This window comes from Pluralibacter gergoviae ATCC 33028 = NBRC 105706 (assembly GCF_001598855.1).
Classification (GTDB): Bacteria; Pseudomonadota; Gammaproteobacteria; order Enterobacterales; family Enterobacteriaceae; genus Pluralibacter; species Pluralibacter gergoviae.
This window is the reverse complement of sequence record NZ_BCZS01000030.1, coordinates 31,307-49,365: the sequence shown is the minus strand read 5'-3', so window position 1 is coordinate 49,365 and position 18,059 is coordinate 31,307. Positions and strand designations below refer to the sequence as shown.

General features: G+C 52.9%; 29 protein-coding genes. 23 read left to right on the top strand and 6 right to left on the bottom strand.

Annotated elements, in window-relative coordinates:
• Positions 1 to 162: 162 nt before the first annotated feature.
• The 5 genes from ENGE1_RS21465 to ENGE1_RS28975 form a co-directional block, all read right to left on the bottom strand.
• On the bottom strand, positions 163 to 1,191 hold the full coding sequence (locus ENGE1_RS21465; RefSeq protein WP_072065393.1) for a tyrosine-type recombinase/integrase: 1,029 nt from the start codon (positions 1,189 to 1,191) through the stop codon (positions 163 to 165).
• Positions 1,175 to 1,408 (bottom strand): DUF4224 domain-containing protein, encoded by a 234-nt coding sequence (locus tag ENGE1_RS27255; RefSeq protein WP_072064808.1) that lies wholly within the window; start codon positions 1,406 to 1,408, stop codon positions 1,175 to 1,177. The genes ENGE1_RS21465 and ENGE1_RS27255 overlap by 17 nt, the downstream gene beginning before the upstream one ends.
• Positions 1,409 to 1,477: 69 nt before the next feature.
• On the bottom strand, positions 1,478 to 3,541 hold the full coding sequence (locus tag ENGE1_RS21460; RefSeq protein ID WP_064360696.1) for a 3'-5' exonuclease: 2,064 nt from the start codon (positions 3,539 to 3,541) through the stop codon (positions 1,478 to 1,480).
• Positions 3,542 to 3,680: 139 nt separating this feature from the next.
• On the bottom strand, positions 3,681 to 4,013 hold the full coding sequence (locus ENGE1_RS21455) for a hypothetical protein (RefSeq protein WP_064360695.1): 333 nt from the start codon (positions 4,011 to 4,013) through the stop codon (positions 3,681 to 3,683).
• A 164-nt stretch (positions 4,014 to 4,177) separates the two neighbouring features.
• Positions 4,178 to 4,318, bottom strand: coding sequence for a hypothetical protein (locus ENGE1_RS28975; RefSeq protein ID WP_169804723.1), 141 nt, complete (start codon positions 4,316 to 4,318; stop codon positions 4,178 to 4,180).
• 138 nt (positions 4,319 to 4,456) lie between these two features.
• Between ENGE1_RS28975 and ENGE1_RS21450 the strand changes: the two genes are divergently transcribed.
• Positions 4,457 to 4,771 (top strand): hypothetical protein, encoded by a 315-nt coding sequence (locus ENGE1_RS21450; protein ID WP_064360694.1) that lies wholly within the window; start codon positions 4,457 to 4,459, stop codon positions 4,769 to 4,771.
• Between the two features lie 330 nt (positions 4,772 to 5,101).
• Here the strand turns inward: ENGE1_RS21450 and ENGE1_RS21445 are convergent, their stop codons facing one another.
• A complete protein-coding gene (locus ENGE1_RS21445) occupies positions 5,102 to 5,491 on the bottom strand; it encodes a helix-turn-helix domain-containing protein (RefSeq protein WP_043084720.1) in 390 nt (129 codons plus the stop codon).
• Between the two features lie 103 nt (positions 5,492 to 5,594).
• On the opposite strand from ENGE1_RS21445, the gene ENGE1_RS27250 reads away from it, so the two are divergent.
• The 22 genes from ENGE1_RS27250 to ENGE1_RS21340 all read left to right on the top strand — a co-directional run bounded on the left by ENGE1_RS27250 (position 5,595) and on the right by ENGE1_RS21340 (position 17,981).
• Complete coding sequence (locus ENGE1_RS27250; RefSeq protein WP_043084718.1) at positions 5,595 to 5,834, top strand: transcriptional regulator; 240 nt, start codon at positions 5,595 to 5,597, stop codon at positions 5,832 to 5,834.
• Positions 5,822 to 6,382 (top strand): toxin YdaT family protein, encoded by a 561-nt coding sequence (locus ENGE1_RS21440; protein ID WP_064360693.1) that lies wholly within the window; start codon positions 5,822 to 5,824, stop codon positions 6,380 to 6,382. Before ENGE1_RS27250 ends, ENGE1_RS21440 begins: the two co-directional genes overlap by 13 nt.
• A 253-nt stretch (positions 6,383 to 6,635) precedes the next feature.
• Positions 6,636 to 7,550, top strand: a complete 915-nt coding sequence (locus tag ENGE1_RS28615) for a DnaT-like ssDNA-binding domain-containing protein (RefSeq protein WP_064360699.1) — start codon at positions 6,636 to 6,638, stop codon at positions 7,548 to 7,550.
• On the top strand, positions 7,462 to 8,007 hold the full coding sequence (locus tag ENGE1_RS21430; RefSeq protein ID WP_151206597.1) for a replication protein P: 546 nt from the start codon (positions 7,462 to 7,464) through the stop codon (positions 8,005 to 8,007). Before ENGE1_RS28615 ends, ENGE1_RS21430 begins: the two co-directional genes overlap by 89 nt.
• A gap of 13 nt (positions 8,008 to 8,020) precedes the next feature.
• Complete coding sequence (locus tag ENGE1_RS21425) at positions 8,021 to 8,452, top strand: winged helix-turn-helix domain-containing protein (protein ID WP_048272897.1); 432 nt, start codon at positions 8,021 to 8,023, stop codon at positions 8,450 to 8,452.
• A 2-nt stretch (positions 8,453 to 8,454) separates the two neighbouring features.
• Positions 8,455 to 8,784, top strand: a complete 330-nt coding sequence (locus ENGE1_RS21420) for a hypothetical protein (protein ID WP_053075638.1) — start codon at positions 8,455 to 8,457, stop codon at positions 8,782 to 8,784.
• Positions 8,781 to 9,440, top strand: a complete 660-nt coding sequence (locus ENGE1_RS21415) for an ASCH domain-containing protein (RefSeq protein ID WP_048272898.1) — start codon at positions 8,781 to 8,783, stop codon at positions 9,438 to 9,440. Before ENGE1_RS21420 ends, ENGE1_RS21415 begins: the two co-directional genes overlap by 4 nt.
• Complete coding sequence (locus tag ENGE1_RS21410) at positions 9,437 to 9,646, top strand: hypothetical protein (protein WP_048272900.1); 210 nt, start codon at positions 9,437 to 9,439, stop codon at positions 9,644 to 9,646. Before ENGE1_RS21415 ends, ENGE1_RS21410 begins: the two co-directional genes overlap by 4 nt.
• The gene (locus ENGE1_RS21405) at positions 9,643 to 9,972 is read left to right on the top strand and encodes a hypothetical protein (RefSeq protein WP_048272902.1); all 330 of its coding nucleotides are present in this window, start codon (positions 9,643 to 9,645) and stop codon (positions 9,970 to 9,972) included. Before ENGE1_RS21410 ends, ENGE1_RS21405 begins: the two co-directional genes overlap by 4 nt.
• Complete coding sequence (locus ENGE1_RS28090) at positions 9,962 to 10,564, top strand: hypothetical protein (protein WP_080964484.1); 603 nt, start codon at positions 9,962 to 9,964, stop codon at positions 10,562 to 10,564. The genes ENGE1_RS21405 and ENGE1_RS28090 overlap by 11 nt, the downstream gene beginning before the upstream one ends.
• Positions 10,565 to 10,822 carry a hypothetical protein gene (locus ENGE1_RS21395; protein WP_048272903.1) on the top strand — a complete coding sequence of 86 codons (258 nt, stop codon included), beginning with the start codon at positions 10,565 to 10,567 and terminating at the stop codon, positions 10,820 to 10,822.
• Entirely contained in the window at positions 10,819 to 12,894 is a 2,076-nt protein-coding gene (locus tag ENGE1_RS21390; protein WP_048272905.1) for a DNA cytosine methyltransferase, read from the top strand. The genes ENGE1_RS21395 and ENGE1_RS21390 overlap by 4 nt, the downstream gene beginning before the upstream one ends.
• A 152-nt stretch (positions 12,895 to 13,046) precedes the next feature.
• On the top strand, positions 13,047 to 13,280 hold the full coding sequence (locus ENGE1_RS21385) for a DinI-like family protein (RefSeq protein WP_043086671.1): 234 nt from the start codon (positions 13,047 to 13,049) through the stop codon (positions 13,278 to 13,280).
• Between the two features lie 43 nt (positions 13,281 to 13,323).
• A complete protein-coding gene (locus ENGE1_RS21380; protein ID WP_048272908.1) occupies positions 13,324 to 13,566 on the top strand; it encodes a hypothetical protein in 243 nt (80 codons plus the stop codon).
• Between the two features lie 333 nt (positions 13,567 to 13,899).
• Positions 13,900 to 14,286 carry a RusA family crossover junction endodeoxyribonuclease gene (locus tag ENGE1_RS21375; RefSeq protein WP_064360697.1) on the top strand — a complete coding sequence of 129 codons (387 nt, stop codon included), beginning with the start codon at positions 13,900 to 13,902 and terminating at the stop codon, positions 14,284 to 14,286.
• A complete protein-coding gene (locus ENGE1_RS21370; RefSeq protein ID WP_064360698.1) occupies positions 14,286 to 15,323 on the top strand; it encodes a DUF968 domain-containing protein in 1,038 nt (345 codons plus the stop codon). Before ENGE1_RS21375 ends, ENGE1_RS21370 begins: the two co-directional genes overlap by 1 nt.
• Positions 15,324 to 15,335: 12 nt before the next feature.
• Positions 15,336 to 15,935: a hypothetical protein gene (locus tag ENGE1_RS21365; RefSeq protein WP_064360692.1), complete on the top strand. Its 600-nt coding sequence runs from the start codon at positions 15,336 to 15,338 to the stop codon at positions 15,933 to 15,935.
• Between the two features lie 313 nt (positions 15,936 to 16,248).
• Entirely contained in the window at positions 16,249 to 16,635 is a 387-nt protein-coding gene (locus ENGE1_RS21360; protein ID WP_064360691.1) for a phage holin family protein, read from the top strand.
• Positions 16,622 to 16,903 carry a phage holin family protein gene (locus ENGE1_RS21355; RefSeq protein WP_064360690.1) on the top strand — a complete coding sequence of 94 codons (282 nt, stop codon included), beginning with the start codon at positions 16,622 to 16,624 and terminating at the stop codon, positions 16,901 to 16,903. Before ENGE1_RS21360 ends, ENGE1_RS21355 begins: the two co-directional genes overlap by 14 nt.
• Positions 16,903 to 17,517: a glycoside hydrolase family 19 protein gene (locus ENGE1_RS21350; RefSeq protein WP_064360689.1), complete on the top strand. Its 615-nt coding sequence runs from the start codon at positions 16,903 to 16,905 to the stop codon at positions 17,515 to 17,517. Before ENGE1_RS21355 ends, ENGE1_RS21350 begins: the two co-directional genes overlap by 1 nt.
• A gap of 7 nt (positions 17,518 to 17,524) precedes the next feature.
• Positions 17,525 to 17,800, top strand: a complete 276-nt coding sequence (locus ENGE1_RS21345) for a hypothetical protein (protein ID WP_064360688.1) — start codon at positions 17,525 to 17,527, stop codon at positions 17,798 to 17,800.
• Positions 17,751 to 17,981 (top strand): hypothetical protein, encoded by a 231-nt coding sequence (locus ENGE1_RS21340; protein ID WP_073971325.1) that lies wholly within the window; start codon positions 17,751 to 17,753, stop codon positions 17,979 to 17,981. The genes ENGE1_RS21345 and ENGE1_RS21340 overlap by 50 nt, the downstream gene beginning before the upstream one ends.
• Positions 17,982 to 18,059: the final 78 nt, after the last annotated feature.

The window sequence follows — 18,059 nt, the reverse complement described above, 5'->3', positions numbered from 1 at the left end:
CCGGTCTTGAAAACCGGCGAGGGGAAACCCTCCCAGAGTTCGAATCTCTGCGCTTCCGCCATATAAAATAAGGGGTTACCGAAAGGTAGCCCCTTTTTGCTTTGAGCTGTTGGTATAGTGTTGGTATATTCGCTTGGTATATTTTGCGTTCTGACCGGTGGTTCAGTCGTCTTTCCCCATGATCGGCTTATCCAGCGTTGGTGAAATTTTGACCTTGCGATCGTATGTAGCAACCTGGCTTTCTGTTTTGTGTCCACTGAACATCTGTTTCTCTTTGCTGCTCCCTGCGTAATCCGAAATCGCTTTCGCCTTGATGTCGTGAAAAGTTCCCGGTATTTTTCTTCCCAGTTTTACTCCTGCCTCTTTTTTTGCATTATTCCACCAAGTGTTAAACGTTTTCCTGTTCATCTTCCCGCCGCTGGGGGAGGGTACAATAAAACCCTTGGCAGATTTATTGGCAAAATGTTTACTGGCCAGCGCGATAGCAGCCTGTAGACGCGGTGTCCATTTCTTTATTTGCTTTTTACCAGTTTTATTTTGTTCAATGAAAATACCGTCGTGGCGCAAGTCGGTAACTTTTAGGTCAAATACATCCCCCTCTCGCGCTGCGCACAGATACGATATCTCCATAGCTACCTGTACTTCCGGCCTGGCGTTTTCATAAATAGCCAGGTAGTCTTCATCCGGTATATACACGTCTCTATCCACAAGCGTAAATTTCCTGATTCCCCGGCATGGATTCCCCTTCACATAGCCTCTTTCAAATCCCCAACCAAAAACACGCGACATACTTGAGACTTCTTGATTGGCCTGGTTCTTACTGGCTAACCCCCGCTTGTCCATAAAAATTCTGACCTGCTCAATCTTAATTTCATCAGCCCTCATTTTTCCAAATACTGCGAGTAGTTTTTTCTGATGCTGGCCGTAATCTTTTTGAGTTCGAGCAGCCAGTTCGGTAAACGTTGGGCTGTCGAGAAACATTCCCCACAATTTTGAGAAAGTCATTACGTCATGATGTTTTGATTTTTCTTTCTCATAATTAGCCCAAAGTTTCGACATGCTGGTTTCACGTATTTTTCCCAGTGTAATGCTTTTTTTAGTTCCCTTTGGCTTCCAAACATAGCTGTATTTGTTTTTTGTTACCCGAGGCGGCAGTTGAGCATCCTTCGGATTTTTACGTGGTCGTCCCATAAATGGCGTCGAAGTCAGGTTCTGTTGCAACATATTCATCAACCTTTGGTAATTCAGAGATATTCGGTGCCAGGTTTTTTCGTAACACTATTGGCCTGTTTCTACCGTCAGTAGTAAACGGGATGCCATGGCAGCGCAGTTGGCGCTGCTGCTCGGTATAGCGTCGATAACCTGTTACTTCTGCAATTTCCGCAGGTGACAGTGTGAGTTCGTACATGGCTATCACCTCCGATAGCCAGCCAGTTAAAGATAACTGGCTGGTGGGTAGAATGCTGAAATTGGAAAATCAGTTTGAAGTATCGGTTAGTTGCTGCCAGATAACCGAAACGTATTTGGCTTGGTGCCGGGCATCGGCCAGTGCATTATGCTGATCGCCAACAAATTGGATTTGGTAGCGCGGCTCACATCCGACGGATTTACCGAGCTCGACGATGGTACGCACATCGCGATCGTTAACGAACCTCCACGGGCAGTCGATACCTGTTCGGTCGTAAGAGCTGCGCAAGATAACGTTATCGAAAGTGGCACCATTTCCCCAAACCTGAATGCTCGCAGGGCCATTGGCTGCATTTTCGCTGATAAAATCATTGAGCTGCAGCAGTGCGTCATCAAGTCGGATGGTATCCATAATAATGGCTGAGCGAGCCTCCGCTGATTTTTTGAGCCACCAGATAATCGTACTGGCCTCTGGCACACCGCCCCATGCCATTGCAGATTCAAGACTCACGGCCTTATAGAAGTCCGGTCCCAGCTGGCCAGTGGCTGGATCAAAAAATACCGCGCCAATCGATACAATTGGGGCGTCAGGTCCTGATGCCATTGTCTCCAGATCGACCATGAGGTGAGTATAAAGCGCATCTGAGTTTTGAATCCGGGTATCATTATTTACGGGGTCTGCCTTTTCACAATCCACAGCACTGCTCTCACTCGCGACCATTCCCGCTTCGCCCGGCGCCGGGACAGCTCTAGTTTGTTCTTCATTGCTGACAGCTTCTTCCATCGGCACATTGTCCGCGTCCTCAGTTTCGGTGGTAACTTCTGCTGGTGCTGGTGCTGGTGCTGGTGCTGGTGCTGCAAGCCCTTCAATTGTGAAAATACCGCCGCCCGCGTTGGCTAACTTGGGCTGGTTATTTTCTGCTGGTTCATCCAGCTGCAGGCGATTTACCTCTTCCGCTGCGTCGAGTTCCGGGACGTGCCGTGCGGCCGCCAGCGTTTCTGGAGTGGGGTTTGCGTGATCTGTTTCGGTCAGGTTTGCGCAGATATACCCACGCAATCTATCTGGGAAAGGTGTTAAGTGCTCCTCTGCACTACGGATTAGAGCAAAAATCGCCGCGCGCGAGTAATCCAGGATCCCCGGAGTCGCTCGCAGTGCGACAGACCATTCCTTAAATGGACTCTCTTTTTTCTGCACAATCTCTTTTGCGCGCCGATAAATACTGCCCGGCAGGTCATAGATATTGAAATCCATTGGCAGGGTTGCCAACGCAATTTCCTTGTCGAGGACGTCGAAGGTATGCACCAGGTCCGGGTTACGATCTGTCTGGTTGCCGCCGCCAGCGTTTGCGCCCGAGTTGGTACGCTGCACAGCAGAAATCCGATTCCCGTTGGTCCATTCACGAACTAAAATGCCGCGGTCGATATGGTCATGCTCAAGCCAGAGCTTAATAAACGTGATCAGTGTTCCCAGCTCATGCCGTTTATCGACAGGGAAAACCTTTTTCACAGCCGTGGTAACCTTCCAGAGACCGTGAAGGTCATAGTCTTTGAGCTTCGGATTGTTCTCGGCCGCCAGTAACAGATTCTGGATATAGTTGTTATAGGTATCCATCTCCAGATCGGCGATCTGGCATTTTGTTGGCCAGCTGATATGGGAGGCATGTTTCTCTTCTGTGAGATACTGCGCCAATAACTGCACCCTGAAAGGCAGAAGTGCCAGGTTATAAGTTAAGTTTTCATCAGATGTTGACAATGGTGTGGAGGGGATAGGCTGCTCCTGCTCCTGCTCCTGCTCCTGCTCCTGCTCCTGCTCCTGCTCCTGCTCTGGTGCCGGCGTAGGCGCGGGTTTATCAGCAATCTTCTGCCAGCTGGCACCGTCGTCAGCCAGGGTGTAGCGATCGCACCAGGTGTCGTCAAGAGCGCCTTCCTCTGGCAGGTCGTCTACCACAAACCAGTTAGTGCGGATCGGCAGCTGGTGGTCGGCGCCGCGGCCGGTTTCAATTTCAGCGTCCTCCAGAATATCGAGGATCTGACGGTCAGCGCGGGAGTCTGATTTTGCAGAGAACCAGCAAAAGAAGCTTTTAGCATTGGCGGCTTTTGCTTTGGCTTTAATGAGATACGCATACGTGTTCATTGCGTTCGGGTTCCTTTAGGTTGTAAGATACCCGGGACTTTGATAGCTCCCCTTGGGTAGTGGTCATTGTTCAAAACTCGATTCCGGAAAGCTTTGGTCGGCTGACCGGCGTACAAACCCGCTTCGGCGGGTTTTTGCGTTATTGAGGGTCGCGCCCGTAGCCTGGATGATCCTCTAATGTGTCGGTTAAGATGGTTTTAACTTCGCAGTTAGGAAGTAGCTGTACCGCCTGCTTGATAGCAGTCCCAAATGCTTCTGCAGCAAGTTCAAATTTGCTGGCAAGTCGGTTCGCTTCGTCCGCCTGCTCTTCAACAGCATCCATCTCGAACTGATGCTCCTGCCACACTTCATTCAGCACATCGTCCTCGACTTCTTCACGCAGTGCCTCTTTGACCTCCAGCACCGGGAGAACGCCAATCAGTTGCTCTGCTGGCGCGCTACTGAATCGCAATGCCAGTTCATTTGCTGACATATAAACCTCCGGAAAAAGGCCCGCCGCTTGACGGGCAAAAGAACATTTTTCCAATTTAACCAGAACAGGTCTTCGTCTCCTGTTTGGTTACGATGGCGGTATTACCATCATCATGCTCTGTGCACCGGGCATGGGGCTGGCAACAGCCATTATTCAAAACTCGATTACTGATGAACTGCTGGCTGTTGGTCGGCAGCCGGATCGCCTTTCTGGGCGAGGAAGTAGCAGATGCAGCGAATGACGGCCCAAAATAAGGGCAGACGCACCGCCTGAAGTCTCGCAGGTTTGCGTGCAAAATCTGGCATAAGAACTCCCGTTTCCACGTTAATGGATAAAAATAAATCTGTGATAACATTGCGTTGCCGGATTCTTACCCGTGTCCGGCGCACGAACCCCACCTAGCCGTAGGGAACTCCATTTGAATAACCCCCATGGAGGGTAAAATGCGGACTAACTCGTTGCCTGTTTTCTGGTATAAAAATCCCGAACACTATGACGAATTCCAAAAAATCCTTTCGGATGCTTATGTCTTACCCTTTGAATATCACGACTGGCGTATCCGCGCCGATAGCATGGTGGAGCGCTACGAAAACAGCGGTATCCAGGTTGTGAAGGTGATAGCCAGCACTTACGAGTTCATCTCCTGGTGCGAAATCGAGGCACGAGATGTCAGTACCAAAAGCTGCAATGACTACGCGGTCGCCGAATCGGGCCTCCAAATCCTGCGCGACAGAGAGTTTGATTGGGGAGACGAGTAAAAAGTAAATTTTCCCAATTCTGGACACTTCTATTCTCATAGCGATTTCCTGTGTTTGAGCCTTGTCGCCGGCCAGCGGAACGTTGAAACCTGCTGCGCATTGTCATTGCCATCTCATCCGGTGCTTCGTATGCCGCCGGCAGCTACTGCGTGGGCTTCCTGCCTTGATGACTTGGTGTGAACTGATTAAAGCATCACTTTATAATTTTTGTCAATTATAAATTTAATATGAGATAAATTTTTACTTTATGGGGTGGGTATTTACTGAAGGGGAATTTTGGACATAAAAAAACCGGCTTTCGCCGGTTGATTGCAGATAGCTCAAAAGCTGTTAAACGTCTTCAGCACTTTTGAATCTACCACGCAGATATTTTTCAACATAATCATCAAGTTCTTTTAGTCTCATCTGGAACAGATCGACCATTTTCTCTTGTTCAGACTCGGGCAGCTGCCTGAAGAGTTGCAGCATCTTTGCTTCATTGGGCTTGAGCCCTGCGCTTTCAGAAACCTCTTCACCTAGCAACCAGGTAACCGACACCCCAGCAGCCTCAGCAATCGATATTGCTGATTTTTTGCTGATCGCACCGTTTTTGAACCAGCCGTTGACCGCTTGCGGGGTAACCCCTGCAAACCTAGCCATATCTGCTTTGCTGATGCCGCGTTTTGTCAGTTCCTCAAGACGAGATACCAGCTGTTCGCTACGTTCATTTTTTTGTTTCATGGGCACATTGTAAACGTTTGGTTTACTCTTCCAATAAATTAAAAATTTGCATTCAATGTAAAGTTATGCTTTATTTACATCATCAAAACGAGGAGAACAACGCATGACAGCTCTTGATAGCGCGATTAAAGCAGCTGGCTCCGCCAACAAACTAGCAACTGCAATTGGCGTCAGTGGCATGGCAATCAGCCAGTGGAAAAAGAAGTGCAACGGGATGGTCCCTGCTTCACGGGTATTGCCAGTTTTTAAAGCAACTGGTGTGACACCTCATGAACTCCGCCCCGATCTATACCCGAACCCAACTGACGGACTTCCTGTGGAGACCAAGCCATGCAATCGCTGACATGTGAACATAATAACCAGCGCAGCGGGGTTGCACTGAAACCGCAAAATCAGTTTCAACCTCGGCGCCGGAATAGCATGAAATGCCGCCGTCTGCTCGACGCGGTTCGTGACTGGGAGGGCACTCTGCCAGGAAAAACGCAGCAAGATGACATCGCCCGGCTGGTGGCTGAGAGCTGGCTTGCCGTTGGCGGCCGCGGCATAACCGTCAATAAACAGAATCTCTTCCGCTACCTTCGAAATGAGGGCGGCTCAGAGAAGTACACCGGCTACGTGATGCAGTTGTCTGAAGCGATTATCACCGCGATGCCCCTGGCGATCGCCAAGCGCTACGGCTGGCGCCGGGACGAAAAGACCAGCCCTGAGCTGGTGGCCTCCTCAATGAAAGAGGACGTTGAAGCACATCAGGCCGTTCTGCTGGGTTTGCCAATAGCTGTTCAGGTTAAGGAGCTGCTGGAGTCCATTTCAGCCAAAACAGCAATGCTTCCATCAGATATTGCCGGGCCGCTGCTCGCGACGCTTAGCGCGATTGCCCCACAAATTTTTTAATCGAGTTTTGACCAATGACCAATAGAACAACAGCGCCAAGGGGTGAATCATGACAACTCCTTTGCCTAAGGCGAATCCAAAGAGTAAGGCAAGCAATGAGCCTTACCGTAAGGTGAAGATCACGATGTGGGATGACCCCAAATTTCGCGCTCTGTCGCCTTTGCAGCCTGGCGGGCAGAGCTTATTTATTTACCTGCTGACAGGGCCGTTCACGGGGATTATTCCTGGGCTATTCAAGGCCGGTCGCGCGGCTTTGGCCGAAGAGCTGGGCTGGGAAGTCGAAGCCTTCGACTTAGCCTTAGGAGAAGCCAAATCACTTGGGATGGTCAAAGCCGACATCCAAGCCCGAGTTTTTTGGCTGCCCAACGCTGCCAAACATAACCCGCCAACGTCAGTAAACGTCATCAAATCGTGGGTGCGGGCGTTCGAATTGCTGCCCGAATGTGACCTCAAATATGAGGCGTTGGAATCCTTGAAAGCCGCGTCGCATGGGGTTTCACCCGCTATGGGTTTGGCTTTCGATAAGGCTTTCGCTTTGTCTCGCCCTTTGTCTAAGGATAAGCCTAATCCTTTGCCAAGAGGTATCCAGAAAGCAGTAAACAGTAAACAGATCTTAAACCCCTCTCTTAGCGCGGGCGCGAATGAAAACGCTGGCCAAATATTTCCGCCAGCAGAGCCTGTTGCTCCGCGGTACCTGGATGGGCTGGACGAACCGATCGGAAAATTCAGCATGGCTGACGGCTGGCTGCCATCCGGGGATTTCCGGCAGCGGGCGGCGCAGTGGGGGATTAACTTGCCAGAGCCGGATTATCTGCCAACTGAGCTGGCAGAGTTCATCGCCTACTGGAATGCCGAGCAGAAAGTTTTTACCCAAATCCAGTGGGAGCAGAAATTTGCACGGCACATCGTGCACGTAAGAGCGAAGAAGAAACCTGAAACCGGAGGAGTGACGCATGCAGGAGTTCGACCAGAGCCAACAGCATCCCGAGCTGTTCAGCAGATCGACGCAGCCTACGAGAGTTGGTGTCGCAGAAACGGGATTGATGGCGGTGAAAACGGCATGGCAGCTGTGGAGGGTGATGGGCGAGGTGTTCTCGAACCGCTGGACCCAGAAGAATGGCGCAGAGCCCTCGGCCCTGTGGATAGCCCAGATCGGTTCGATGACTGATAGCGAGATCAAGCTGGTTTGCCAGCAGTGCATGGAGCGCTGCGCTATGGGAAATACCTGGCCGCCAGACCTGGCAGAGTTTGTCTCTCTGGTATCCGAAAGCGGGGCTAACCCGTTCGGACTGACGTCTGAAGGAGTGATGGACGCGTACCGGAAGTGGCGCAATGAGTCATACCGCTACTCCGGGAGTGATAAATATCCGTGGCCGCAGCCGGTGCTGTACCACATCTGCATCGAGATGCGCAGAACTGGCGTCGAGCGCCAGATGACTGAAGGGGAGCTAAAAAAACTGGCAGAAAAATTACTGACGAAGTGGACCAAGCACGTAGGCAATGGTTTCACCGTGCCGCCTATACGCCGCCAGCTTGCTGCACCACACCATCCTGCCGGGCCAACGCCTGCGCAGATTTTGATGGAAGAGTACAAGCGTCGTAAAGCGGCTGGATTAAGCAACTAACGAGTTTTGACCAATGACCAATACAGTAAAAATCAATCAAATAGACCGGGTGGCGATCGCCGTACGCCATATGCCTGGCTGCGTCATTCGCGACATCTGTGAAGCCTTGGATGTTTCCGCCAGCACGGCCAGTAACTTTCTCAGGTCGCTGACACGCAAGGGCATTATTACCCGCAAGCACAACGGCACGCAGTATGTCTACACCGCAGCAGAAGGCGCCAACATACCGGACGTGGTGCTGCCCTTCATGCTGGAAAAGCCAAAAGATCCTGAGAAGCTGCAGGCAGTGGAGGCGCTGGCGCAGGAGCTTGAGTTGAAAGGTTTCTGGCGTCGGGCGGCCACACAGTACACCAGTGCTATGAATATGGCCTGCAACTCCAATGAGATGTCTCGCCTGTGCCAGCGGCGGGATGCCTGTTACCGGCGCGCGGCTAGGAGGGCGTGAACATGGCCAGTAATAACCTCTGGAAAATCGTGAACGCGATGCGGGAGCGAGGAGAGATAACTCCACGGGAAGTTAAAGCGCTGGTGGACTGCGACTGCAAAAAAGCCAACCGCCTGCTGGAGCACCTTGTGCATGCCGGGGTCGTGTCCAATGTTGGTCGGTTCTATCACCCTGTTTACCGGCTGCGCCACGGCGATATCAATCTCAAGCCGATTAAGCCAGCAGCAGAAAAGCCAAAGCGTCAGCGCATGAGTATCACAGAGCAGTGCCGCCAGAGCTGGCAGGGGTATGAGATCCATAAAATATTCGGTAGTGCGGGGGTATCTAAATGAAAGAGCGCGGCATGATTTTTAACGCTGAGATGGTGAGGGCTATTCTCGACGGCCGTAAGACGCAGACGCGCAGACCATTAAAAGCCCTTCAGAAAGCAGTTAAGTTTATCCCGGGGTGGGATATTAACGGGCAGCAGATATTTGTCGCACTGGGAGAAAAAGACCATTCCGGAATTAATCCGGTGCTAACTGCTATTTCCTGTCCTTTCGGCCGGCCTGGTGACCGCATATGGGTGCGGGAAACATTTCAGGGGCCGTTATTCAATTACGAACAGATGGATGAATACCTCGAAGATAGCTCGAAATTCGAAAAGCCAGAATTCTGCCAGTATGCCGCTGACGGCGGACATAGACCTGAATATCAAGACGCCGACGACAATTTGCGTCATGGGTGGCGACCATCAATCCACATGCCGCGTTGGGCCAGCCGCATCACGCTTGAAATTACCGGCGTGCGGGTTGAACGACTGAAGAGTATCAGTGACGGCGATGCGATACGCGAAGGGTGCAGTACCACCGACACGAAGAGTGGCGACTGTGTAGCTGATGTGTTCGCGCGCCTGTGGGCGTCAATCTACGGCGAAGAAAGTTGGCGGGCCAATCCCTGGGTTTGGGTTATTGAGTTTCGTCGCGTTGAGGGGGAGGCATCCAAATGAGCCAGTTACAACCAGGGAACGTCTACATCGAGGTTTCACATAACCAAGCAGGTGGCCTATCCCTTTGCGTCAGCAATGACAGTAGCGGCTACCGTGTCTCAGGGGCAAAAGTTGGCGGATGTGAGCCGCTTAAAGTGTTTGAAGTCAATGCGGCAGAACTGATTGAGCAGATTCGCATTCACGCTACCGAGGAGGAATCCAAGTGAGCACCTTAATTTATGTCGTCAGCAAAGAGCCTGTTAGTAAATCCTATATTCCTGAGCTTAATAGTGCCGCGCCTCTTATAAATAAGAGGGAGGTTATTAAAAGAACAAATAAGGGCTATCGACTCAAACTCAGTTACTGCAAAGAAAAAGGGGTTATGTATCTCGACGAGCATTATTCATTTTTTGAGAGCTATGGCTCTGCGCTTGAGTATATTGCAGCGGAATCCAATCGAATCGCCGGTGAGCTTGAGGAAATGAAACTGAAGGCCATGCGTCTGATGTCCGAGGCACATGACGAGCTGAGGAGCGTGCAGCATGACAACTGATATCAAAGAGCTTCCGCTACTGGTTAGTAAAGCCAAGGCATCTCTATTCACTCTGGAATATATCTCGCAATTCGAACCGGCGGATATTGACGCCGATGACGTTGATTTGCGGTTTGAGGTTGATGGCAGAAATACCGGAACAAATGTTTCTATCGTTGATGAGTGCGGGCAGGCTGCAAGAGTTATTGGTGCGTTGATAGAGGCGCTGGAGGCCAAAGACGCCGAATGTCATCGACTGTCTGACGAGCTGCGTGGTGCCACAGCATTGGTAACACTAATGAAAATCGACGCTCGGGAGTTTTCCAGGGAGCTGGAGGCCAAAGACGCGCGCATAGCTGAGCTGGAGACCTATATTGAAATCCATGAGAGCACAGCTCTTGCAGCCATTGAGAGGGCTGAAATGGCAGACCGCCGGGCCGTTGAGTTGCAATCCCGCGCAGAGGCCGCTGAAAAATGCCTTTCAAACTTGGCTGCTGTATCTCGCAGATATCTTCCTGACTACGACGAGCATCCCGAAATCCAGGCGGCTGACGACCTACTCGAACAAAACTCTCTAACCACCGCAGGCACCCAGACCAGGGAGGCAGAATAGATGGAGCCATCGATGGAGTACGCTTGCAAGCGCATTACCGAACTGGAGCGCCTGCTACTGCCCAATGTTCCGGAAACTGTCTGGCCTGCTGAGGTGGAGATGGTATTCGCTCAGGTGGAGAACGCCGGCGATCTACCGGCGCACCATCAGCGCCGACTACAGCATCACATTAACCGCATGTGGCTGGAAAAAATGCCGGTACCGTCAATTATCGCCGCGGCCCGTTCGCTGGCTGCTGCTATGGAGAAATACGCGTGAGAGAAATCATCGTTGATAATTTTGCCGGAGGCGGCGGGGCCAGCACCGGTATTGAAATGGCGATCGGCCGCAGTGTCGATATAGCGATTAACCATGACCCTAATGCCGTGGCGATGCATACGACGAACCACCCTGATACGCTGCATTACTGCGAATCGGTATTCGATATTCATCCGCGCGCGGCTACCGCCGGCCGTCCTGTGGGGCTGGCGTGGTTCTCGCCGGACTGCCGCCATTTTTCAAAAGCGAAAGGGGCCAAGCCGGTAGAGAAATCCATCAGGGGCCTGGCGTGGATCGTAATCCGGTGGGCGCTGGACGTGGGGCCGCGTGTGATGATGCTGGAAAATGTCGAGGAGTTCAAAACATGGGGTCCGCTGCTGGCGCCAGAAATGCGCCCTGACCCGGCGCGCACGGGAGAGACGTTCCTGGCATTCGTTGGCATGCTGACCACCGGCGTGCCGGAGGATCACCCGGCGCTGGCGGAGTGTTGCGAGTTCCTGGATCTTTCACCGGGAAGTGAGCAGGCGCAGCGGCTGGTCGCAGGGCTGGGCTACGATGTCGATTTTCGTGAGCTGCGCGCATGTGATTACGGTGCGCCGACGATCCGGAAACGTTTTTTTATGGTAATGCGCCGGGATGGGCAGCCGATAGTCTGGCCGGAGGTTACCCACGGCGATCCGAAATCACCTGCGGTGCAGGCAGGGCGGCTGGCGCCGTGGCGCACAGCGGCAGAGTGCATCGACTGGTCCATTCCTGCTCCGTCAATATTCGACCGCATACGCCCGCTGGCGGAAAATACGCTTAAACGTATCGCACGCGGCATTCAGCGGTTCGTTATCGACAGCGCTCAGCCGTTTATCGTGAAATGCAACCACACGACGACGCGCGGAGCGTACGACTGTTTCCGGGGGCAAGCGCTGGCGGATCCGCTGCAGACCATCACCAAAAAACACGGGTTTTCAATAGCCGTCCCACACCTGACAAAATTCCGTACGGGCGCCACCGGGCAGCCGGTCACCGAACCTGTACCGACAGTGACGGCTGGAACATCATCGCGGCCCGGTGGGAACGGTCACGCGCTGGGACTGGCCGAGGCCGTTCTGACCCCGTTTATCGCTGGCGCTGGTGGGCCGAAATATTCTGCGAAGCCACGCAGTGCTGAACAGCCGATGCACACACTCTGCAACACGAACCACGCGTGCGTCATCGCGCCGGTGATAGCGCGGCAGTTCGGCGCCAGTATCGGTCATCGCGCTGATGAACCGAGCGCGACAATTACAGCTGGCGGCGGCGGTAAATCGCAGCTGGTTTGCCCGACACTGATTCAGATGGGGTATGGCGAGCGTCCAGGGCAGGCCCCGCGAGTGCTCGACATGCAGAAACCGATCGGCACAGTCACTGCCGGCGGTAATAAATTTGCCGTTACCAGCGCTTTCCTGGCAAAACACTATGGCAGGAACTACCAGGGGGCGGGCGTCAGCCTGGACGAGCCAACGCACTCGGTGACGACGGTTGATCATCATGCAGTGGTCGCAGCCAGTCTGTTGGTGAACAACACCGGGCACCCGGGCGGTCGTGCAGAAGAGCCGCTGCATACGGTGACAACAGGAAATCATCACGCTGCCGTCACGTCGCATCTGATTAAGCTACGCGGCACCTGCCGTGACGGGCAGCGTACTGATGAGCCAATGCCAACAGTAACCGCCGGCGGCAAGCATGTCGGGGAGGTAAAAACCACGCTGGCGGTCGAGGAGTGCGACGAGCAACGCGCGCAGCAGGTGCTGGCGTTCATGCAGGAATACTGCGGCGCGGATTCGACAGGATTGGTGGAAATCGGTGGGGTGACGTATCGCATCGTTGATATTGGTATGCGCATGCTTCAGCCGCATGAGTTGTACCGCGCGCAGGGGTTCCCGGATTGGTACATCATCGACCAGGACTATCGCGGCGTGAAGTATGCGAAGGACAAGCAGGTCGCGCGCTGCGGCAACGCGGTGCCGCCGCCGTTCGCCGAAGCGCTGGTGCGTGCGAATTTACCAGAAATGTGTAGGGCAAAAGAACTGGCAGCATAACTAAGCCCGCCTCGGCGGGTTTTTAGTTTCACAGCGAAAACATCTTTATAAACAGCAGTATGGTATTCACAAAACGTGCCCTCAAAAAACTTGAATCTTACTGGTTGTAGGTATACTGTATATTTGTACAGTGAATGTTTGAGGGAGGATTTATGAAAGTTGAGGTCACAATTGATCGCACCAAAAAATTGCCGGATGGGGCGGTTCCTGCGCTTGAGCTGGAGCTTAAGAAGCGTATCGATAAAAGCTATGCTGATTGCAAGCTTACGGTCCGGCGTGCCGGCTCTGACGGCCTGAGTATCGTTGGAGGAGAAAAGGCGGACAAAAAACGCATCGAGGAGATCCTGCAGGAGACCTGGGAAAGCGCAGATGAGTGGTTTTATTAATCAACTGTGGATTTAATTTCAGGTTTATAAGAGGGGACTCGGGGTGGAAGTAAAAGATTTACCAAAAAAGGGTTACGCAGTTATCAGATGCCACGATGGGGTTATCGTTGCCAAACTGCATTCATTTCCGGAATGCCAGCGTGCGCTGATGTATCGCCGTGGCGGTATGGTGTCGTTTATGCCGTTGGCCGAGGATGAAATTATTGGCACGCCCACCTTGTTCACACAGATGCTGGAGCGGGCTGGTTACCGCGTTGCTGAGAACTCTGGTATTATCCCGTCATAGGCCTGAACACCCTATACCTGCTGCGCCACTGGAGAGACACCATGGCGCAAAACCACATTCAAAACACCCCACCCCTGACGCCGTCCGGCGCCAGCGGTTTCTTCATGCTGAAATCCCCGCGGGGTGATGCATGAGGCGAACCTGGTTTCAGCATACCGACCTTACATCCGAGCAGATTGATGATCTCGAGAGACGGTACCGCAACAATAACGTCAAGACAGAGCGATCGCTTAGTAACGACTTCATTCACTGGACGCTGAGCGCATATCTGCCTGAGTCAGAAAAAGCTCCCCGCCCGGATCGCCGTTTTGAGCAGCGGTTCTGGGGGTGATGATGGAAACGTTAATGCTTTCACTGCCATTTCCGCCAAGCGTAAACGCTTACTGGCGCGCGCCAAGCCGCGGCCCGTTGAAAGGCCGGCATATGGTTAGTGCCAAAGGGCGCGCTTATCAGGCGGAGACCTGTGCAGCCGTCTTTGAGCAGTTACGTCAGCGGCCACATACTCTGGTGGGGCCGGTTTCAGTAATCGTCACTCTATACCCTCCTGACCGCCGACGTCGTGACCTGGATAACTTCAACAAGGCGCTGTTTGACGCCCTGACACGGGCCGGAATCTGGCAGGATGACAGCCAGATAAAACGGCTGCTACTCGAATGGGGCCCGATCATTCCAAAAGGGCAGGTAGTCGTCGCCATCTCAACCTTTGGAGCGGGGTCATGATGCGCGCAATACTGACGGCAGAGGTCGTCCGCACCCTGGGGATTGTGCTTCTGAAGCCGGGGCGTGAACTGATGCCTCTGTTTTCCCATGGACGCATTCTGGTTGAGTCAGTTCCCCAGAACATGGCTTCCCTGGCGCCGGGCCGAATTCCGGACGCCCGCCAACCGCTGGCAAACGATCCTGAAATTGCTGGTTTCTTTATTGACGAGCGAGTCATTCTTGCCGCTGGTGGTATTTCCGGTCTTGAATACTGGCTGGAAAATCGGCATCGCGAATGTCAGTACCCACACTCTGAGTACCATCACGATGAGCTGGCCACGATGCGGTACCCGCCTGGCGCGATATGTGTTTGCTGGCACTGCGACAACAAGCTGCGCGACCAGGCGACTGAGCTTCTCGCCAGAATTGCCAGGGAAAACTTAATCGAGTGGATTATTGAAATAGTTCTGCGCGATCTGGGATATAGCCGGGAGCGTGTGCTATCTGTCGCGGAGCTGTGCTGGTGGGCGTTAACTCACGGAGCATCAGAGGCTATTACCGAGTCTCTGGCACGGAAGGCGCTACGCTTAGCCAATGAGCCAATCCCTTCAGTCTGGCGTGAAAGTGACATTCTTCCAACAGAACTGGCCACCAGCATTCTGAAGCGGAACACCGACAGCTATTCCCCTCATCCCGCTCTTCAGGAGCCTGTGCTGGATGCGCCCATAACACCACTTACTGTCGATTCAGAGCCGCCAGCATCATTTTTCAGAAAACCCAAGCGTATCCGCTGGGAAAACCAAAGTTATTTGGCGTGGGTTAAATCGCAGCCATGCGAATGCTGCCGGCAGCCAGCTGATGATCCTCATCATCTGATAGGTCACGGGCAGGGTGGCATGGGGACGAAGGCACACGATGCGTTTGCTATCCCACTCTGCCGCCGTCACCACAACGAACTGCACAACGACCCAGTTAAATTTGAGCGTAAATACGGCTCGCAACTCGAAATGTTAAAGAACGTACTGGACCGAGCCTTTGCGCTTGGCGTTCTCGCGTAATAAGGAGAAAAAATGACACCGCAGCAACGCCGCAAACATGTAGCAGCTCTTAATGAAGTAGCGAAGGCAACTCATAAGCGCTATCTGGGGAAATCCGTGTTACTGACAGGTATTCAGTCAGGATGGATTAAATCTTTGCTGACGATCTGGGGCGATAATGTCAGGGGCGGGACGGCACCGCGAATACCAAAAGGTCATGCTTGCTGGCGAGGCATTAAAGGGGCCTCATGGTCAGATAAGGCTCTGGAGCGTTTTACCGCTGCACTTTCTCAGGCACGGGAGGAAGGGTATCGAGGGCAGCAGGCGCTGAGTCGGGCGCACTCTATTTTATGGCCGAAGCCAGCCACTAATCTGATCGACAGTGCGCTCAATGATGATGATGCTGATTTCGTCGAGCAGTGCGTGCTGGAGTCATTCGAAACGACGGACCCGGTTTATGTCGTGGGAGTTGGGTTTTACACGACGCGTAAGAAAATCTCTGACATTAGCCGAGAGCTGCAGCAAATGGCGCCATGGCTGTCCTCTGATGAGGCAAGGAGACGCGTTAAATGGTGTCTTGAGATATTTCAGGCAAAAGTTTTTTTAGTAGCAAGACATGAGCTGAGAAAATGAAAGTGAACAAAAAGTGCTATTTTGAATTGTTGATATTGAATTCGCGCTAAAACTTCTGATAATTAAGGCATGCTTAGCAGAGCTGCGCCACTCGGCAGCGACCAAAAGCGACAATTTGAACATAACGAGAACCCCGCTACCGCGGGGTTTTTGCTTTCCGGCGATACGACAGGGGTATTCGCGAGGTGCATTGCATCAGTACCCCTGTCATATCGTCGTCAGATAAACCAAAAATTAATCATTGAGGCTCGCTTAGGCGGGCCTTTTTATTTCCCCTCATTCTGAGAGGATTCACAGCAACTGAGGGGGACTGATGTCCGATCCTTTATCCAGCACGGGTGTTGCTGGTGGCGCGCTAACTGGCGCAAGTGTCTACGGTCTGCTGACTGGCACGGATTATGGCGTGGTGTTCGGAGCTTTCGCCGGTGCCGTTTTCTACATAGCCACAGCGGCAGATTTGAGCGCGTTAAGACGGCTAGGCTACTTTGTCGTCTCGTTTATCGCCGGAGTACTCTGCGCAGGGCTCGTGGGAGCAAAGCTGGCTGACTGGACTGGTTATAACGATAAACCTCTCGACGCGCTGGGCGCCGTGTTTGTTTCCGCACTTGCTGTAAAGGTGCTGACATTCCTCAACAACCAGGACATTTCATCGCTGGTGGCGATCGTCACGCGTCGAGGAGGTTCTGATGGTCCTAAATGACCCTACTGCGACAATAAACGCGCTGCTCTGCGCTGGCGTTGTTGTTTCACTGATGTTCTATCGCCGAGGGGATGCCCGGCACAGGCCTTGGGTATCCCGCTTGGCATGGTTGTTAACGGTCATCTATAGCGCGGTGCCGCTGGCGTATTTATGCGGCATTTATCCCCACTCATCATGGGCCACTATCGGGGCCAATATCATTTTTCTGTCTGTGCTGATGGTTGTCCGGGGCAACGTGGCACGGATCGTAGACGTTCTGAGGCACTAATGAATCAACAACAATTTCAGAAGGCGGCAGGCATTAGCGCCGGCTTGGCTGCGCGCTGGTTTCCGCATATTGATGCCGCGATGAGCCAGTTTGGTATCAGTGCTGTTGAAGATACCGCGATGTTTATTGCTCAGGCAGGGCATGAATCCAGTGGTTTTACGTTGCTGGTGGAGAGCTTCAACTACAGTGTAGACGGCTTGAAAAAGACGTTCGGTCACCGGCTGACTGACTACCAGTGTGAAATGCTGGGCCGCGTGCCGGGCAAGCAGGTAGCGCATCAGCCGCAGATTGCGAACATCGTTTACGGTGGCCGCAATGGCAATAAAGCCCCGGGGGATGGTTGGCGATATCGTGGCCGCGGTCTGCTGCAAATTACTGGGCGCGAAAATTACGCAAAATGCGGTGGGGCGATGGGTATCGAATTGCTCGACGCCCCTGAGTTGCTGGAACAGGAGCGTTATGCCGCCAGGTCGGCTGCATGGTTCTACACCACCCGCGGTTGCATGCTGTATTCCGGTGATATTGCCCGGGTGACCAAAATAATCAATGGCGGACTTAATGGGCTGGAGGACAGGCGAAGTCGTTATGCCGCTGCCCGCGCCGCTTTAGCGTGAGGTGCTTATGAGTATTGAGACTATAGCCGGAGCTGTTGTCGCTCTTTTGGCAATGATTGTGGGCGCGTTTGGTCTTGGGCATGTGCGCGGTAGCAGTAAAGCAGAGGACAAGGCGGATAAGCGTCGTATTGAAGAGAACGCCGCGGCAAGCGTGGCGGCGGCAGAGCGCCGGGTAGAGGTAACGAGGAGTACCAGTGATGTACAGCAGACTGTTAGCCATATGCCTGATGACGATGTTAATCGTGAGTTGCGCGAGCACTTCACCCGCTCCAGTGGTGGTTGATACCGCATGTAGTTGGGTGCGGATCATCTATCTGACTGACCACGATATTGACGTTCTCGACCGTCAGACGAAGCGCGACATTCTGGCGCACAACATTGCATGGCAAGATAACTGCGAAAATCAAATCTCATCGCCGGATCGTGGTAAAAGCGTACCGGCACGCGGTAAGGGGCTGCGCTGAGATAGCATTGCCATGCATTACAACAGGCATTCACTGAGTGCCTGTGATAATGTGAGGCTTATTTAATAAGTGGCTTCG

What these genes read in the sequence shown, in the direction of transcription:
- ENGE1_RS21385 (WP_043086671.1), top strand. Translation starts at nt 13,047, where the DNA reads ATGAAAGTTGAGGTCACAATTGATCGCACCAAAAAATTGCCGGATGGG.
- ENGE1_RS21395 (WP_048272903.1), top strand. Translation starts at nt 10,565, where the DNA reads ATGGAGCCATCGATGGAGTACGCTTGCAAGCGCATTACCGAACTGGAG.
- ENGE1_RS21430 (WP_151206597.1), top strand. Translation starts at nt 7,462, where the DNA reads ATGGGCGAGGTGTTCTCGAACCGCTGGACCCAGAAGAATGGCGCAGAG.
- ENGE1_RS21440 (WP_064360693.1), top strand. Translation starts at nt 5,822, where the DNA reads ATGCAATCGCTGACATGTGAACATAATAACCAGCGCAGCGGGGTTGCA.
- ENGE1_RS21345 (WP_064360688.1), top strand. Translation starts at nt 17,525, where the DNA reads ATGAGTATTGAGACTATAGCCGGAGCTGTTGTCGCTCTTTTGGCAATG.
- ENGE1_RS21340 (WP_073971325.1), top strand. Translation starts at nt 17,751, where the DNA reads ATGTTAATCGTGAGTTGCGCGAGCACTTCACCCGCTCCAGTGGTGGTT.
- ENGE1_RS21410 (WP_048272900.1), top strand. Translation starts at nt 9,437, where the DNA reads ATGAGCCAGTTACAACCAGGGAACGTCTACATCGAGGTTTCACATAAC.
- ENGE1_RS21455 (WP_064360695.1), bottom strand. Translation starts at nt 4,013, where the DNA reads ATGTCAGCAAATGAACTGGCATTGCGATTCAGTAGCGCGCCAGCAGAG.
- ENGE1_RS21460 (WP_064360696.1), bottom strand. Translation starts at nt 3,541, where the DNA reads ATGAACACGTATGCGTATCTCATTAAAGCCAAAGCAAAAGCCGCCAAT.
- ENGE1_RS21360 (WP_064360691.1), top strand. Translation starts at nt 16,249, where the DNA reads ATGTCCGATCCTTTATCCAGCACGGGTGTTGCTGGTGGCGCGCTAACT.
- ENGE1_RS21445 (WP_043084720.1), bottom strand. Translation starts at nt 5,491, where the DNA reads ATGAAACAAAAAAATGAACGTAGCGAACAGCTGGTATCTCGTCTTGAG.
- ENGE1_RS21370 (WP_064360698.1), top strand. Translation starts at nt 14,286, where the DNA reads ATGCGCGCAATACTGACGGCAGAGGTCGTCCGCACCCTGGGGATTGTG.
- ENGE1_RS21465 (WP_072065393.1), bottom strand. Translation starts at nt 1,191, where the DNA reads ATGGGACGACCACGTAAAAATCCGAAGGATGCTCAACTGCCGCCTCGG.
- ENGE1_RS21415 (WP_048272898.1), top strand. Translation starts at nt 8,781, where the DNA reads ATGAAAGAGCGCGGCATGATTTTTAACGCTGAGATGGTGAGGGCTATT.
- ENGE1_RS27250 (WP_043084718.1), top strand. Translation starts at nt 5,595, where the DNA reads ATGACAGCTCTTGATAGCGCGATTAAAGCAGCTGGCTCCGCCAACAAA.
- ENGE1_RS28090 (WP_080964484.1), top strand. Translation starts at nt 9,962, where the DNA reads ATGACAACTGATATCAAAGAGCTTCCGCTACTGGTTAGTAAAGCCAAG.
- ENGE1_RS27255 (WP_072064808.1), bottom strand. Translation starts at nt 1,408, where the DNA reads ATGTACGAACTCACACTGTCACCTGCGGAAATTGCAGAAGTAACAGGT.
- ENGE1_RS21375 (WP_064360697.1), top strand. Translation starts at nt 13,900, where the DNA reads ATGGAAACGTTAATGCTTTCACTGCCATTTCCGCCAAGCGTAAACGCT.
- ENGE1_RS21425 (WP_048272897.1), top strand. Translation starts at nt 8,021, where the DNA reads ATGACCAATACAGTAAAAATCAATCAAATAGACCGGGTGGCGATCGCC.
- ENGE1_RS21365 (WP_064360692.1), top strand. Translation starts at nt 15,336, where the DNA reads ATGACACCGCAGCAACGCCGCAAACATGTAGCAGCTCTTAATGAAGTA.
- ENGE1_RS21450 (WP_064360694.1), top strand. Translation starts at nt 4,457, where the DNA reads ATGCGGACTAACTCGTTGCCTGTTTTCTGGTATAAAAATCCCGAACAC.
- ENGE1_RS21350 (WP_064360689.1), top strand. Translation starts at nt 16,903, where the DNA reads ATGAATCAACAACAATTTCAGAAGGCGGCAGGCATTAGCGCCGGCTTG.
- ENGE1_RS28975 (WP_169804723.1), bottom strand. Translation starts at nt 4,318, where the DNA reads ATGCCAGATTTTGCACGCAAACCTGCGAGACTTCAGGCGGTGCGTCTG.
- ENGE1_RS21420 (WP_053075638.1), top strand. Translation starts at nt 8,455, where the DNA reads ATGGCCAGTAATAACCTCTGGAAAATCGTGAACGCGATGCGGGAGCGA.
- ENGE1_RS21355 (WP_064360690.1), top strand. Translation starts at nt 16,622, where the DNA reads ATGGTCCTAAATGACCCTACTGCGACAATAAACGCGCTGCTCTGCGCT.